The organism is Mucilaginibacter gossypiicola (genome assembly GCF_900110105.1).
GTDB lineage: Bacteria > Bacteroidota > Bacteroidia > Sphingobacteriales > Sphingobacteriaceae > Mucilaginibacter > Mucilaginibacter gossypiicola.
In genome coordinates this window covers 539,099-555,654 of the sequence record NZ_FOCL01000002.1, presented here as the reverse complement: position 1 = coordinate 555,654, position 16,556 = coordinate 539,099, and the positions used below count along the sequence as shown (strand labels likewise).

The 16,556-nt window shown below is 44.4% G+C and carries 12 protein-coding genes; 5 read left to right on the top strand and 7 right to left on the bottom strand.

What is annotated here, in order from left to right:
- The first annotated feature begins 18 nt into the window (after window positions 1–18).
- Both BMX50_RS07630 and BMX50_RS07625 read left to right on the top strand, forming a co-directional pair.
- Entirely contained in the window at window positions 19–414 is a 396-nt protein-coding gene (locus BMX50_RS07630; RefSeq protein ID WP_091209794.1) for a DUF1398 domain-containing protein, read from the top strand.
- 272 nt (window positions 415–686) lie between these two features.
- Entirely contained in the window at window positions 687–6,053 is a 5,367-nt protein-coding gene (locus BMX50_RS07625) for an Ig-like domain-containing protein (protein ID WP_167667841.1), read from the top strand.
- Between the two features lie 16 nt (window positions 6,054–6,069).
- On the opposite strand, the gene BMX50_RS07620 is transcribed toward BMX50_RS07625, so the two are convergent.
- The 3 genes from BMX50_RS07620 to BMX50_RS07610 all read right to left on the bottom strand — a co-directional run bounded on the left by BMX50_RS07620 (window position 6,070) and on the right by BMX50_RS07610 (window position 9,584).
- On the bottom strand, window positions 6,070–6,261 hold the full coding sequence (locus BMX50_RS07620; RefSeq protein WP_091209790.1) for a hypothetical protein: 192 nt from the start codon (window positions 6,259–6,261) through the stop codon (window positions 6,070–6,072).
- A 396-nt stretch (window positions 6,262–6,657) separates the two neighbouring features.
- Window positions 6,658–7,434 (bottom strand): GDSL-type esterase/lipase family protein, encoded by a 777-nt coding sequence (locus tag BMX50_RS07615; protein ID WP_091209788.1) that lies wholly within the window; start codon window positions 7,432–7,434, stop codon window positions 6,658–6,660.
- A 32-nt stretch (window positions 7,435–7,466) separates the two neighbouring features.
- Window positions 7,467–9,584 carry a prolyl oligopeptidase family serine peptidase gene (locus BMX50_RS07610; RefSeq protein ID WP_091209786.1) on the bottom strand — a complete coding sequence of 706 codons (2,118 nt, stop codon included), beginning with the start codon at window positions 9,582–9,584 and terminating at the stop codon, window positions 7,467–7,469.
- Between the two features lie 341 nt (window positions 9,585–9,925).
- Here BMX50_RS07610 and BMX50_RS07600 point away from each other — a divergent pair, with 341 nt between their 5' ends.
- Window positions 9,926–10,681, top strand: a complete 756-nt coding sequence (locus BMX50_RS07600; RefSeq protein ID WP_143065121.1) for an outer membrane beta-barrel protein — start codon at window positions 9,926–9,928, stop codon at window positions 10,679–10,681.
- A gap of 89 nt (window positions 10,682–10,770) precedes the next feature.
- Here BMX50_RS07600 and BMX50_RS07595 read toward each other — a convergent pair whose 3' ends face one another.
- Complete coding sequence (locus BMX50_RS07595) at window positions 10,771–11,118, bottom strand: hypothetical protein (RefSeq protein WP_091209780.1); 348 nt, start codon at window positions 11,116–11,118, stop codon at window positions 10,771–10,773.
- An 11-nt stretch (window positions 11,119–11,129) separates the two neighbouring features.
- Window positions 11,130–11,372 carry a hypothetical protein gene (locus BMX50_RS07590; RefSeq protein WP_091209778.1) on the bottom strand — a complete coding sequence of 81 codons (243 nt, stop codon included), beginning with the start codon at window positions 11,370–11,372 and terminating at the stop codon, window positions 11,130–11,132.
- Window positions 11,373–11,487: 115 nt separating this feature from the next.
- Between BMX50_RS07590 and BMX50_RS07585 the strand changes: the two genes are divergently transcribed.
- A complete protein-coding gene (locus tag BMX50_RS07585) occupies window positions 11,488–12,246 on the top strand; it encodes a UDP-2,3-diacylglucosamine diphosphatase (RefSeq protein ID WP_091209776.1) in 759 nt (252 codons plus the stop codon).
- Between the two features lie 3 nt (window positions 12,247–12,249).
- Here BMX50_RS07585 and BMX50_RS07580 read toward each other — a convergent pair whose 3' ends face one another.
- Entirely contained in the window at window positions 12,250–12,585 is a 336-nt protein-coding gene (locus BMX50_RS07580; protein WP_091209774.1) for an SHOCT domain-containing protein, read from the bottom strand.
- A gap of 291 nt (window positions 12,586–12,876) precedes the next feature.
- Between BMX50_RS07580 and prfA the strand changes: the two genes are divergently transcribed.
- Complete coding sequence (gene prfA / locus BMX50_RS07575; protein ID WP_091209772.1) at window positions 12,877–13,950, top strand: peptide chain release factor 1; 1,074 nt, start codon at window positions 12,877–12,879, stop codon at window positions 13,948–13,950.
- Window positions 13,951–14,150: 200 nt separating this feature from the next.
- On the opposite strand, the gene BMX50_RS07570 is transcribed toward prfA, so the two are convergent.
- Window positions 14,151–16,424 (bottom strand): Tex family protein, encoded by a 2,274-nt coding sequence (locus BMX50_RS07570; RefSeq protein ID WP_091209770.1) that lies wholly within the window; start codon window positions 16,422–16,424, stop codon window positions 14,151–14,153.
- Window positions 16,425–16,556: the final 132 nt, after the last annotated feature.

Below are 16,556 nucleotides of genomic sequence, written 5' to 3'. Positions count from 1 at the left end.
GTATAAAAAAGCAAGATTATGTTTACAGAACAACAACTGAAGGAAGCGCATGGCAAAGTAAAGACCGGGGCCGATTTTCCCAAATATGTCAACGAAATAAAGCAGCTTGGTTTATTGAGATATGAGTTTTGGGTGGACAACGGCAGGGTCATCTACTACGGCGATAATGGGCATAAAGTGAAGAGCGATCCAAAATACCCGCAGATACAGATTGCCGAAAACGCATCACCGGCACAATTACAACATACTATTACGATACACCAACAAGGCTTAACAGATTTTTTCACTTTTTGCAAAGAGGCCGCTGCCGCAGGAGTTGAAAAGTGGGTGATTGACACACAAAAAATGCTTTGTATCTACTACGATTCGGCAGGCAATGAAATGATTGCCGAGCCAATTCCGCAAATTATATAAAATAAACGATTAAAAAGCAGTTTAAAATGCCCGGTTATTTCCTAATCGGGCATTTTTTTAACCAGTAGAAAAAATACTTTCACCGTGGTTCATTGTTCATTTTGTTCATGTTTTTTGGAACATATTTTTAGTATTTTACGTAAAAAGGCACACATCATTGCCAGGTTGGTATAAGATAGCACAATTATCTGCCAATCTTAAAACTGTGCTCAATAAGGGGAGTCGTTAAAATGAGCCGCTTGCAGCCACATTTATTGAGTATAAAGAGACTTATGAAGAACATTAATAAGCCGTTACTTGTACTATTCCTGCTGGTCCTCACTTCATTTGCCGGGTATAGTCAAACTTGTACACTGAACGTAACAATATCCTCGCCATCAAGTACCATCTGTTCGGGAAAAAATGTAACGTTAACCGCAAATATAAGCGGTGGTACCGGCCCGTTTACCTATGTGTGGAGTACCGGTGAAAGCACTTCATCCATTGATGTAAATAAAGCCGGAACGTATACCGTAACAGTAAGTGATAAAACCCCGGGTTGCCAGCCAAAGTCTGCCAATTTTGCGGTAACTGCAGTGGCCTCTCCCAATCCGCCTACTGTTGCTAGTCCGCATGTTTGTCCCAATACATCGGCAACATTAACAGCAACAGCTCCGGGCGGAACTTACCAATGGTATGACGCCAACGGCAATTTCCTGTTTACAGGTAATCCGTATGTAACACCTGCAATTACTCAGGCTACGCTTTTTTATGTAGAAACAACTGTAGGTAGCTGTACCAGCACCAGAAGCTCGGTTATTGTTTATGTAACAGGAGGCCCAAGTATACAGTCAGATCCCGTATGCTACGGCTCGCCGGCAACATTAAAGGCATCCGGCGCAAATAGTTATGCATGGTATGCCGATGCTTCAGGAACCGGAACGCCTTTAAGTATTGACGCTACGTTTACTACTCCCGCTTTATTTGCCAATACAACCTATTATCTTTTTACCATAACTAACGGTTGTTCCAGTGCTGCAATACCCGTAGTTGCCAGGATAAACGCGCCTCCTGCTGTTCCGGTGGTAACCCCTGCCAATAACAGCGTTTGTTCAGGCTCGTCTATCAACTTACATGCCGACGCTTCGGGAGTAGTTGAATGGTATGATGTACCATCTGGCGGTACCCCGCTAATTTCAAGTCCGGATTATACTACCCCTGTACTTACATCTCCGGTAACGTATTATATACAAACACGGGTGGGCGATTGTACAAGCGATCGTATACCAGTACCGGTATCTGTAACGCCCATACCGGCAGCACCGCCTTCGCAGTCGCCGGCTACCTGTTACGGTACAAGCATTACTTTAACCGCCGATCCATCGCCCACTGGTACCTATAATTGGTATACATCAGCAACCGGTGGCACTGCAGTAGCTACAGGCAATACTTTTTCGACCCCGGTTTTAACAAGTAATAAAACTTATTATGTTGAACATGCTACCGGCAGTTGCACAAGTGACCGTACCCCGGTAACAGTTACTGTTACCCCTGCACCGGATGCACCGGTTGTACCCGACGGTCCGGTAGTTTGTAATGGGTCATCAACGCCATTAACTGCAACATCAACACAAGGCGGAACTTTTCAATGGTTTGCCACAGCTACCGGCGGCACTGCCCTGTTTTCCGGAGCTACTTTTACAACCCCGGCTTTAACAGCTACCACAACTTATTATGTTCAAACAACGGTGGGGACATGTATTAGCGACAGATCTGCAATTACCGTGACCGTGCTTGATCCTGTCTCCAATCCCGTAGTGCAGCCGGTTCCTGCGATATGCTCCGGTACATCGGCTACGCTTACGGCAACAGGTTCGCCCGATGATTATGAATGGTATGATCAGGCTGCCGGCGGTAATCTTTTAGTAACCGGTGATACCTATGTTACTCCAGAATTAACGGCAAATACAACATATTACGTACAAAGTAAAATCAATGACTGTACCAGCGCGCGTATTGCAGTAACAGTACAGGTAAATCCGCTGCCCGCCGCTCCTGCTGTTAATGGTACAGCAACGGTATGCCCGGGCCAATCAGCGACTTTAAATGTTGCAGCTTCGGGCGGAACCATTCAATGGTATACTGATGCAACCGGCGGTACGCCGGTGTATACGGGCAATACTTATACTACTAATCCTTTATTTGCTCAAACAATTTTTTACGCCGGGGCGAGCAATGGATCATGTAGTAGTCCGCGTACCGCCTTCACGGTATCGATAACTCCTGTTATTGACCCTCAGTTCCGGTATCCTTCGGGTACTATTTGTACTTCGGGAAGCAATGTTACGCCAACCATTTATAATCCGGCCGGAGGAGTCTTCTCGTCATCACCTGCAGGGCTTGTTTTTGTAAGCAATACCACCGGCGAGATCAATGTGGCTGCAAGCGCATTGGGAAAATATACCGTAATTTTTACTTACGGCGGCACATGCGCAGGGGCGGCCAGTCAAAGCATATCCATAGTAACAACGCCCGATGCACGTTTTTCATATAATACCCCATTTTGTACCGATATGAAAAATCCGCTGCCTGTTTTTGGTACAGGGGCCAGCGCCGGTATTTTCAGCGAGTCAACAGGTAATGTGGTATTTAAAAACCCCAGCACAGGCGAAATAGACCTGAACAACAGTCATGCCGGGACTTATACCATAACCAATACCATAGCCGCAAGTGCTGGCTGTGCGCAAAGTATCGCCACAAGTCCGGTAACTATTTACAAGAAGGTTGCAATATATGCTGGACCCGACCAAACCGTGCCCCAAGACGTTCCTGTGCATTTGGCCGGGGATATTAGCGGTGGAACCTCATCAGGAAAATGGACCGGCGGCGCAGGTACATTTTCCGATCCGACAAAGAAGGATGCCATTTATACTCCAGCTGCCGGCGAAACACATGTAGTACTTACATTAACTTCTGATGATCCGGCCGGCCCTTGCAGTTTTGTTTCAAGTAAAGTTACTATCGATATAAATCCAATACCCGCAGCGCCCACCGCTCAGGGTAAATCTGTTTGTACGGGTAATACCACTACCCTTATTGCTACTGCGCCCGGCGGATCGTACCATTGGTACAACACCGCTACCGGAGGAACTGCACTTAAAGCCGGTCCGATATTTATTACCCCGCCGATACTAAGTGATATTACTTATTACGTTGAGACAACCGTTAATGGTATTACCAGCAAACGTACCCCTGTATTAGTTCATGTATTGGCGCCCCCTGCGGCACCAACCGTTGGTACTGATAACAAGGCAACAGTTTGTGAAGGGCAATCGGCAATACTTACTGCAAGTGGCTCAACTGGTACTTATACATGGTATAATCTACCGGTTGGGGGTACCCCAATACATCAGGGCAATCCTTTCCCCACCACCCAGTTAACCACCAACAGGACTTATTATGTAGAGACTAAAGTTAATGACTGTATCAGTGAGCGAACTAAGGTTGAGGTAACAGTTACCCCCGCTCCGCAGATAACAAGCAATTCCACAAGTGATCCGATATGTAGCGGCACCGCATTAAATTATACAATAACTGCCGACCAGCCCGGTGCAACTTTTTCATGGGATCGCAAGGCTGTGCCCGGAATCAGTAACGCTGCGGTAACCGGTCAAACCACAAGCTCAATTACCGAAACATTGATCAATAATGACCCCAAGGGATTGCCCGTTAATGTAACTTACGACATAACCCCTTATTTAAATGGTTGCCCGGGTACTATGTTCCAATACACGGTAACTGTAAATGCCACACCTGTTGTCACAAGTGTCCCTCCCGGTCCGGTTTGCAATGGCTCAAGTACTAATTACCAGGTTAAGTTTAATACCCAGGCAACAAGTTTTACCTGGAGCCGGGATGCAGTTGCGGGTATCAGTAATGCGGCTGTAACGGGACAGGCCGCGTCTACTATAAAAGAGGTGCTTTATAATACCACCAATGATCCTATTGAGGTTACTTACGTATTTAATTTTAAAACCAACGACTGTCCGGGAGTTCCGTATCCGCTTAAGGTGACAGTTAATCCGGGGGTGTCGATTACCAGTCCACCACCTTCGGATCCGAAATGTAATAACACACCGTTGGGGATTACTTTGGAATCCAATATATCTACAGCCACTTATTTATGGAGCCGGCCGGTTGTACCCGGCATCAGTAATGCAGCGGCTACCGATCAAACGGCAAACCCTATCAATGAAGCATTGGTTAACACCACAACAAATCCAATTCAGGTTCCTTATACCATAACACCTGTTGCATTTGGCTGCCCGGGTACTCCTGTTAAATATACAGTAACTGTAAGGCCCCAAACACTAAAGATAGACGGACATAGCAACACACCCGTTTGTGAGGGCAGTGACATTGTGCTGCTAACCCAGCCCATAGCGGGCACCGTAACATATTTGTGGACAGGGCCAAATAATTACCGATCGGAAACTCAAAGCCCAAACACAACTATTCCAAACGCTACAGCCGCCAATGCGGGCACCTATTATCTATCTTTGGTGGTAAACGGCTGCCCGGGCGAACCAAGCCCCATACCAGTTGTGGTAAACAGTATCCCAATGGTTGACGCAGGCCCCTCACGTCCCGTATGTATTAGCGTACCATTTATACAACTTGAGGGTAGTACAAGCAGGACAGCGATCTGGAGTGCCCCCGCAGGAGGAACTTTCGCTAAGCTTGACGATCCCACAACACAATACTTTCCATCAGCCGCGGACAGGGCCGCAGGATCGGTTACTTTAACCCTTACATCAACCGGTGTTGATTGTGCTGCGGTAGTCAAAAAGGTTACATTTACTTTTGCGCCAAGCCCCGGTGCCGATGCCGGGCCGCCAAGCATTGATAATGTTTGTAACCAAAACCCTATGGTAGCATTAAGTGGCGATGTGTATTCAGGTACCACCATGAAGTGGACTTCAGCATCGGGCTTAGGTAAATTTATTCCTTCAGATGATATTAAGAACCCCACATTTCAGCCCGATCCTATTGATATTGCCAAAGGCTCGGTTACATTAACACTTAGGGCAACCCAGGCCGATGATTGTCATACACCTACCGATGATATCACCATCAATTTTGTTCCGCCGCCAACAGTGCAGGCAGATGCTGCCGGTGATACAAGGTATGTTTTAAAAGATCATACCATCACTTTAAACCCGGTGGTAGGCAGCGAAAACGTAACATATGAATGGAGCCCGGCTACGGGACTGGATAATACTACAGTGAAAAACCCTGTAGTAACCGGCGATCAGGATATAACGTATCAACTGAAAATCACCGATAAATCAAATGGTTGTGTTAACTATAGCCAGGTTGCCGTTAAGGTTTCGCCGGTAATAAATGTAAGTAACACCTTTACACCTAATGGCGATGGGATAAATGATAACTGGGAAATTAAAGGTCTTGTAGCGTATGAAAGCAGCACTGTTGACGTTTATAATCGTTACGGACAAGCTTTATTTCACTCAGTAGGATATCCTAAACCCTGGGATGGCACTTACCAGGGCAAAGCACTGCCAGCCGGTACTTACTACTATATAGTAAATACAAAGATGAATAACATCGTGCTTTCGGGCTATGTAGTGATTTTACGGTAAGTGAAAGCCGACTTTATTAAAGCAGTTTTAATATTATCATGAGTGCAACAAACGAAAATACAGCCATATTCATGAACTGTTTTGACCGTTGGTTTGCCTGGATAATTTCAGACACACGGCCATTATCAATAAAACGGTAATATCTGCGGCTGTAACCGTATGATACGATAAACAGGATTAAAGGTATGTAGAGGAGTAAATATTTCATTAGCATAAAATTAAGCATAGCGCATATTTTTATGCTAATGATTAAGAAAACTGAACGGAATGAACAAAACAATCCTGTTCCGATTCCCCACCTTTTCCGCACCTTTTTATTGACTGTTAACGAAATGAATTGAGCAATTCTTAGCCGTTAACTTAAGCGATTTCCTTAACAAGAGATTTAAAAAAAATCCCTCCTGAGCGCGCGCGCAGCGGGAACGACAATTGTTGAGAAGATGAAATTTGCATAGAAAAACAAACAAAAACTATGTCATTGCGAGCGTAGCGTGGCAATCTCGTTGCCAATGCGTGTCCGATCTGCATAGCCACGAGATTGCTTCGTCGTTCCTCCTCGCAATGACATGGTTTTTAAATCAACATTCCCAGCGATAGGCAATCCTCATTTAAAATTTCGCCTTACAACCTTATTAATAGCCATCCCCCAAAACTTACCTAAAGCTTCGGCCCCTTTTTTATTGGGATGAAGGTAAAACGTGCCCTGTTTACCATTTTCGGGAATGAGATCAGTTAAATGATTTTTTTCAAAGTAGGCGAAAGCTTTAGTATCGCCCACAAATACCTGTTTGGGGTTTGTTGTAGCATATGATTTTACAAGCCCATCTATCATCGGTACATAGCTTTGTAACCTGTTTAAGCCTTCCTGTAAGTATTTTGCACCATTATAGGTATTAGGGCTATACCATAGTGGATGCTGGAAAATGATAACCGCTTTCGGGAAATCTGCCAATAATTTATCAACTATGGTCTTCAAATTTTTTTGATAATCTTCAGGCGATACAGGTGCGCCGTGCGGCCCGTGTATGGCGCTGTCATTTGTACCAAGTTTTATCGAAAATATCAGCAATGCATCCTTATTGGTAAAAGCGTTGGCTGCATCTTCAACTTTGGAAAATGTACCGGTGCCGGGCAAAAAATCAAGCGTGGTGTAGCCGCTATGTCCCTGGTTGCTGAAACTCACGGTGTCCAGGTTCTTTTGTTTTTGCAGATAAGCTACAGCGGTGGCCGGCGGAGCTTCAGTAGCAGCATCGGCCAACTGTACCCCCTGAGTTATACTATTGCCTATGAATACGATGTTGAGGGCTGGTTTCTTATGCTGTGCAAAACTTATAGTTGATGTAATAAATAACAGTACAACCGCTAACAGATATTTTTTCATTTATAAAATTGTGTATCAAGATTTAAAGATAATTACCATTTAATACCCATATTCCAAAACATAAATGCCCATTTATCAACCTGGCCGTTTATCAATTGGGCTGTGCTTTGTCCTGCTCCGTGGCCGGCATTGGTTTCAATGCGGATAAGTGTTGGCGCAGCTCCCTGCTGGTATTCCTGCAAACGGGCAGCAAATTTGAATGAATGGGCAGGTACTACACGGTCGTCATGATCGGCAGTGGTTACCATGGTGGCAGGGTAAACGCCCGGTTTAAGGGCATGATATGGCGAGTAATTATAAAGATATTTAAACATTTGTTCCGAATCTTCGGCTGTGCCGTAATCATAGCTCCAGCCGGCGCCGGCGGTGAATTTGTTATACCTGAGCATATCTAATACACCTACGGCCGGAAACGCTACTTTAAACAGATCGGGGCGTTGGGTTAACATAGCGCCAATAAGCAGGCCTCCGTTTGATCCTCCCGAAACGGCGAGGTAATCTTTGGAAGTATATTTGTTTTTGATAAGATATTCGGCTGCCGCAATAAAATCATCAAATACATTCTGTTTTTTTAACTTGATGCCCTTCCGGTGCCAGGTTTCGCCATACTCGCCCCCGCCGCGCAGGTTGGGTACCGCATAAATGCCGCCGTGCTCAAGCAAAATAATATTTGATGTGCTAAAGGCTGGGGTTAAGCTAACGCCGAACCCACCATAGGCATACAGTAAAGTTGGATTTTGCCCGTTTAACACTGTCCCTTTTTTATAGGTGATAATCATCGGGATCTTTGTTTTATCCTTTGAGGTATAAAACACCTGCTTTGATTCATATTGCTCAGGATCAAACTTCGCTCCCGATTTTTTATAGACTGTGGAGGCGCCGCTTTCAATATCCAGCTTAAAAATAGTAGGCGGATATATGTAATTGGTAAAAGTGTAATAGGTTACTTTCTCTTCTTTTTTTGCACCGAAACCCGAAGCCGAGCCAATTGACGGCAGCTGGATAGTTCGTTCGAGTTTGCCATCCATATTGTATTGCTGTATCAGGGATGTGGCGTCCTGCAGGTATTCGGCAAAAATTTTACCTCCGCCGGTGGTGGCGCTTAATACATTTTTGGTTTCGGGGATTAGGTTTTTCCAATGGGTAATACCCGGTTCGGCAGCATCAACAGTAACAATTTTAAAATTGGGCGAGTAGATATTGGTTAAGATATAAAGCTTGCTGCCCACGTTATCTAAAACGCTGTGCTGATTATCAAAGTTATTTACAACATTGATGATCTGGCTGCCGGGTTTGCTTAAATCCTGGATATAAAGCTCGTTGCCGGTTGTTGAGGTTGCGGCGGTGATCACCAAAAAACGCTCATCTTCGGTAAGGTAAGCACCTATATACCGGCGAGGAGTTTTATCGCCGCCAAATACCAGTTTATCTGTGCTTTGGGGGGTGCCAAGTTTATGATAATAAAGCTTATGAAACTGTGTCATACCCGAAAGCTGGCTGCCTTGGGTTGGCTTGTCATAGCTGCTGTAGTAAAAGCCGTCGGTACCGTGCCATGCCAGCCCGCTAAACTTCACGTCTTTTAAAGTATCGCCAACAACAGTTTTATCTTCGGTGTTAACAACGATAACCTTACGCCAGTCCGAGCCGCCTTCGGAAATCTGATAAGCGGCCAGTTCGCCGTTTTTACTAAATTCGATGCCCTGTAAGGAGGTAGTGCCATCCGCCGAGAATTTGTTAGGGTCAAGGAAAACATCAGGCGTGCCGTTATCACCTAATTGGCGATATAGTACATTCTGACTTTGTAAACCGTCATTTTTATAAAAATATATGTATTTGCCTTCCTTAAAGGGAGCGCTGTACTTTTCATAGTTCCATAAAAATTCCAGGCGTTTGTGCATTTCGGCCCGGTAAGGGATCTGGTCGAGATAGTTGAATGTTACCTTATTTTCGTCCTGTACCCAGGCTTTGGTATCCTCGGCATGATCGTTCTCAAGCCAGCGGTATGGATCGGGCACCTGGGTGCCAAAATAGGTATCAACAACATCAATTTTTTTTGTTTTGGGATATGGAAGCGTTTTTATAGTCATTTGTGCGTGTGTATAGCTGCAAAATAAAACAGCTAATGCTAATAAACAGAACGTTTTTGTCATGGTAGTTTAAATTACAGGCAACTAAAGATAGCCATTCAGGCTACATTGCTGCAAGGCAATAACGGTTCAAAAGGTTAAAAGTTGTTAATTTTGCGCCCGGTTGCTGTTTAATTGCCCATTGCAGGCTATATTAGCGGCGTGAAAAAACTGCTGTAAAATGAGGGCAAGTTATTAAAAGTTAACTCCTTTGATTTTTGCAGATGATAACCGATGTGATTTTGGCCCTAAAGAGGAGGCTTGTTATCATATAAGTATCAATAATAATGCGTTTTTTTACACGTTTGCTTTGCAGCTAAGCATGCAGTGGCAACTTACGGTAATACAGTTACATAATAACAAACATGAAACAAACCCTTACTTTTTTTACAGCAGGCCTTTTAATGCTGCTGGCATTTACTACAAAAGCTCAGGATACTAACGATAAAGACGATGAAACGAAAGTGAAACTTAAACCTTATGTGGGCTTAAGTATGGGTATTTCCTATGCGCTGGGAGATTTTGCAAAAGCTGATTACAGCAACAATAAATCGGGTTTTGCAAACAGGGGCGTTACTTTCCAGCTTGACGGTGCATATTACCTGCATAGGAACTTTGGTATCGGCTATACCTTTTCATACCAGGATCAAAGCAATTTTTCATATGATGATGACCTGATATTATCACAGGGATATACAACCTCATTTAAAGCAGACCAGGGAACTGTAACCGCTGACAAACGTTACCGCAGCTTTAACCTGTTATTAGGCCCGCAATATACTTTTGTATGGCGCAGCTTATCGTTTGACCTAAGGGCATCTGCAGGAGCTTTAAAAAGCCAGACCTCACCATTGCTTACCATATCTGTTACCGGTGTTGACGCCCAAACCGGCAGCATTACCCAGGAAAGTTCTAAAGGCTACGCTTTTGCGTATGGCGGTAGCGCAGCAATCAGGTTTGATATGGGTGCCGGCTGGGGACTATCGCTTAAAGGCAATTATGTTAAATCGCCGGGATATGATGTAACAACAACCGGGCGTACGCTTAATGTAGGCCGTTTAGTTACCAAGCAGCCAATTACCGAAGGACAAATTGTATTTGGCTTATACAAGGCGTTTTAAGCCAAAAGCTGATATTATTATCATAATAAAACAAAAAGAGAGCAGATCATTGATCTGCTCTCTTTTTGTTTTATAGTCATTTGGATTGATCAGTTAACCGTGATCTGTTCCGGCTTGTCGGCCACAATTTCGGGCTGACCTTTGAAAAGTTCAAATGTACCGGTTGCGCATACATGTTTCCCTTTTATGGTAGATAGGTCAAGCTTTATTTGGCTACCCTTTACTGCTATGGTATATTTCTGCCTTGGGTAGGCCGCGCCCATGTTTAACAGGGTAAGTGTGTCGCTTACCGCTTTGTATGAGTAAACGGTATCACATAAGGTGCCCGTTTTGCCTATATTAGCCCTGAAATCGACCATGGAAAAGCCTTTTGACTGTGCCGACACCTTACCGGCAAAAACGACCATGATCAACGCCGGCAATAATAATTTTTTCATTGTTCAGTATATCAGTGTTTTGGTGATTGCTGGTCATCGTCCTTTTTATCCGGTGCAGGAGCATAGCCATCTTCAAAGTTTAAGGTAAATGATGATTCTGATGCCCGGCTGGCTGCATTCAATCCGGCTACATCCGGTTCGCTGTTATCAATTATTTCGTTGCCGGTATCCTGGCCTTCGTTTTGTTCATACTCATTGCCGGGATCTTTATTTTCCTGTGCATCATCAAGATTTGGATTTTCGGGGATTGCCATAATTTTAATGTTTAATGTATTGTGAATAACCACTAAGGTACGCCGTTGTTTTGTAGCTATTGTGTAACAATCTTTATCTTTTCTGTTTGGCTGTTAAAACGTATTTTTGCCGGATATGCCGGTTCGCGACAAACTCTATTTTGCTTCTGATTTTCATTTAGGTACAGGTACTTACGCCTCAAGCCGCCAACGCGAAGATAAGATAGTGCGCTGGCTTGATAGCATTAAGCATGACGCGGCCGAAATATTCCTGGTTGGCGATGTTTTTGACTTTTGGTTCGAATACAAAACCGTAGTGCCTAAAGGTTATATCCGTTTTTTGGGCAAACTTGCCGAACTTGCCGATGCAGGGGTAAAGCTTTACCTGTTTAAAGGCAACCACGATATGTGGATGTTTGATTACTTTGTAAATGAGTTTGGTGCAACCATCATTACCAATGAATTAAAAATTGAGCGCGGCGGCAAAAAATTCTTCATTCACCACGGCGATGGGCTTGGTCCGGGAGATAGCTTTTATAAATTTTTAAAAGGATTTTTCAGGAGCGGGTTTTGCCAATGGCTGTTTGCACGTATCCATCCCAATCTTGGCGTAGGTATAGCCAATAAGTGGAGCCGCCATAGCAGGGATACCAATGAAAAGAAAGATAACCCCAAACCTGGAGAGCAGGAATGGCTGGTAAATTTTTGCCGCGAAGAATTAAAAAACAACTTTTACGATTATCTTGTTTTTGGCCATCGTCATATTCCGCTCGATATTCAGCTAAACCCGCAAAGCCGTTACGTTAATCTTGGCGAGTGGATTACTCAGTTTTCTTATGCCGTTTTTGACGGTAAGGAATTGAGGCTGGAATATTTTGAGAAGCGTGAAGAATAAGTTTCAATAGTTATTGGGATTTAAGATCCTGTTTTTTTGAGCATTATACTCTGACTCTGTTATCGCGCCATTATCAAACAGTTGCTTAAATTTTTGCAATTCATCTGCTGATGATTTTGGTGGGAAATTATAAAGGTTTTTATCCGCGACTTTTGGAGTGCAATAAACAATTATTATCCCGATAAAATTAAGAAATAGTCCCAAAAGCAGGCCCGGAACTGCACCAATGGTTCGTTTAGCACCGGCATTGTACCCCCAGATCGGGAAAAGTATCATTGATCCAAGACTTGCAAAAGCTACAATAATTAAAATGATTTCAGGTGCGCCTAATCCGCCCATAGTTTTAAGATTTAAGGTTTAGTATATTAAAATCTAATATATAAATAAGTTTTCAATATAAACTTGAAACATGTAATATACAACTCTTGCGTTGTCGCCATCATTGTTTGCTCATTGTAATAAGCTGTGTTAGCGATAGCCGCACAGCGAAACAAGGTATCTTTCTTACAGAAAAAATACGTACTTTTGTGCACTTTTTTGCAGCAAGCCTGTAAGCCGCCCCGAAACGTCAAATCTTTCATAAGCCGGTTCAATATCAAACAGTTTTAGCTGCATCATTATTTATAAAATATGTTAGATAAATTAGAGCTGATATACGAGCGCTGGAAAAATGTTGAAGGTGAGCTGAGCAGTCCTGACGCCATGCAGGACATGAAGCGTTTTGCCCAGTTAAACAAAGAATATAAAGACCTTGCCAAAATTGTTGATGAGTATTATATCTACCGCAACATTATGAGCAATATCGATACCAATAAAGAAATCCTGGCCACCGAAAAGGACGAGGAGTTTCGCGAAATGGCTAAAATGGAACTCGACGAACTGCTTGCCCAGCAGGAAGTAAAAGAGGAGGAGATCCGTTTGATGCTCATCCCTAAAGATCCTGAGGATTCAAAAAATGCTATCGTCGAGATTCGTGGTGGTACAGGTGGTGACGAAGCTGCCCTTTTTGCTGGCGACCTTTACCGCATGTATATGCGTTACTGCGAAAAACGCGGCTGGCGTACCGAACTGGTTGACTATACCGAAGGTACCAGCGGCGGTTACAAAGAGATTGTATTCAACGTAAACGCCGAAGACGCTTACGGAACGCTTAAATATGAATCGGGCGTACACCGTGTACAACGTGTGCCTGATACCGAAACACAAGGCCGTGTACATACCTCAGCAGCATCTGTAGTAGTATTACCCGAGGTTGATGAGTTTGACATTGACCTGCAGGTAAGTGATATCCGTAAGGATCTGTTCTGTGCTTCGGGGCCGGGCGGTCAGTCGGTAAATACTACCTATTCTGCGGTAAGGTTAACTCACCTTCCTACAGGCATTGTTGCCCAGTGTCAGGATCAGAAATCACAATTAAAAAACTACGATAAAGCTTTACAGGTATTGCGTTCGAGGGTGTACGAGATGGAGTTACAGAAGCACCTGGAAGAAACATCTAAAAAACGTAAAACCATGGTATCAACTGGCGACAGGTCGGCCAAGGTACGTACTTATAACTATCCGCAAGGACGTTTAACTGAGCACCGTATTGGCTTGACCATTTACAACCTGCCAGGCGTTCTTAATGGTGATTTACAGGAGATTCTTGAATCGCTTCAGTTTGCCGAGAATGCGGAGAAACTGAAAGAGGGTACAGTAGCATAAGTATCTGTTAGATGATATAAATAAAAATCCCCAGCCATCAGGTTGGGGATTTTTTGTTTATGGGGAATAAAAATTTACAGGTAACAAAAAGAAGCGTCATTGCGAGGTACGAAGCAATCCCCGATTTGCAAGTCCGCCCTGTATAGTTTGGGATTGCTTCGTACCTCGCAATGACGTCTTTTAGATTATGCTACTTTAAATTATAACTTAAACTTCCCCTTTAAAGCAGCCAGTTTCAAAGCCATATCGGTTTCAGGCTCTTTTTCGGCTCTTTTATTAAAGTTCGGTTTGTTATTACCCTGTGGACGACGGTCGTCATTACGGCGCTGGTTGTTTGGCTCGCTCTTGTCGTTTTCTTTCATGGATAGGGCAATGCGTTTGCGGTTCACGTCAACCTCGGTAACGGTTACCTCAACCTTTTGATGTACTTTAAGTACTTCGTTAGGGTCTTTAATGTAACGGTTAGTGATCTGGCTCAGGTGAACAAGGCCATCCTGGTGAACACCGATATCAACAAAAGCGCCGAAAGCAGTGATGTTGGTGACAATACCCGGTAGTTTCATGCCCACTTTCAAGTCGCCAATGGCATTGATTCCATCGGTAAAGCTGAATGCCTCGAATTGCTCACGCGGGTCGCGGCCCGGTTTGGCAAGCTCGGCCATGATATCGTTCAAAGTTGGTAAGCCAACTGTTTCGGAAACATATTTTTGCAGCGGAATGCTTTTGCGCAGGGTTGGGTTGCCCATCAAATCCTTTACAGTACATTTCATGTCAGTCGCCATCTGTTCCAGTAAACCATAACGCTCCGGGTGAACGGCGCTGGTATCAAGCGGGTTCTCTGCATTGTGGATCCGAAGGAAGCCTGCTGCCTGCTCAAATGCCTTATCGCCCAAACGCGGAACTTTTTTCAACTGCTCACGGCGTTTAAAAGCCCCGTTTTGGTTACGGTACTCAACAATGTTTTGTGCCAGCTGCGGGCCAAGGCCTGATACATAAGCCAGGATCTGTTTTGAGGCTGTGTTAAGCTCAACACCTACCGCGTTCACTGCGCTGATCACAGTGTCATCTAAGGACGTCTGAAGCTTATTCTGATCAACGTCATGCTGGTACTGACCTACCCCAATTGATTTTGGGTCGATTTTTACCAATTCGGCCAGTGGATCCATTAAACGGCGGCCGATAGATACGGCTCCCCTTACGGTAACGTCATAGTCAGGAAATTCTTCCCTTGCTACTTCAGATGCAGAATAGATAGAAGCACCGCTTTCATTTACCATTACAATGGTTGCGCCTGATAGATTCAGGTTGCGCACAAAAACTTCCGTTTCGCGGCCTGCGGTGCCATTACCAATAGCGATAGCTTCGATATTATACTTCTGGAACAAGTGCTGTACCGTTTTTTCGGCTTCACGCGCCTGTCCTGCGCCTGTATGCGGATAAACGGTAGTATTTTCAAGCAGTTTGCCCTGCTCATCCAAACAAACCAATTTACAGCCTGTACGGAAGCCCGGGTCAAGAGCCAACACCCTTTTTTGGCCAAGTGGTGCAGCAAGTAATAATTGACGGGCATTTTCAGCAAATACACGGATAGCTTCCTCGTCGGCTTTCTTTTTGGTAAGCAGGCGTACTTCCGTTTCCATCGATGGTTTTAGCAGGCGCTTGTAGCCATCGGTTACCGCTAAGCGAACCTGGCCCGATGCCTGGTTGTTGGCTTTGATAACTGAATTTTCCAGTATCTCCAACGCATCTTCTTCTTCTGGTTTCAGATCGAGCCACAGAATCTCCTCTTTTTCACCGCGGCGCATAGCCAGTATGCGGTGAGATGGAGCTGTCTTAACCGGCTCTGTCCATTCAAAGTAGTCTTTGTATTTAATGCCTGCTTCTTCTTTACCTTCAACTACGCGCGATGCGAAAGTGCCTTTCTCTACAAAAAGCTCACGGATCTTGGTGCGTACTTCTGCATTCTCTGCAACGGTTTCGGCGATGATATCCCTTGCTCCGGCCAGGGCCTCCTCAACGCTGGCAACGCCTTTTTCATCGCTGATATATTCGGCGGCGATCAGTTCCGGGTCGATATTGTTTTGTTCTAATAAAACGTCGGCAAGTGGCTGAAGGCCTTTTTCGCGGGCCGCTGTAGCGCGGGTTTTGCGTTTAGGACGATAAGGAAGATAGATATCTTCCAACGTAACCATGGTTTCGGCTTCGTTGATCTGCTTTTCCAGTTCGGGCGTTAACTTTCCCAGGTCTGTAAGCGATTTCAGGATAGCCTCCCGGCGTTTATCCAGCTCGCGCAGTTGTTGTACGCGATCGCGGATGGCGGCAACCTGTACCTCATCCAAACTGCCGGTAAGCTCTTTACGGTAACGGGAAATGAACGGAACTGTGGCTCCTTCATCAAGCAGGCCTACCGTAGCGGTAACCTGTTTTTCGGCTACAGAAAGCTCTGCAGCTATTATTTTATAATGAATACTCATAATCAAAATTCGGACTGCGAAGTTGAGGGAATAGGCTTACAATTCAAAAAAAGATTGTTAACAATGGGTTGAAAGATTTTTTGTCTGAACCCTGATTTATGGGATTTGAGGATTAGCAGGATGTTTGTCTGA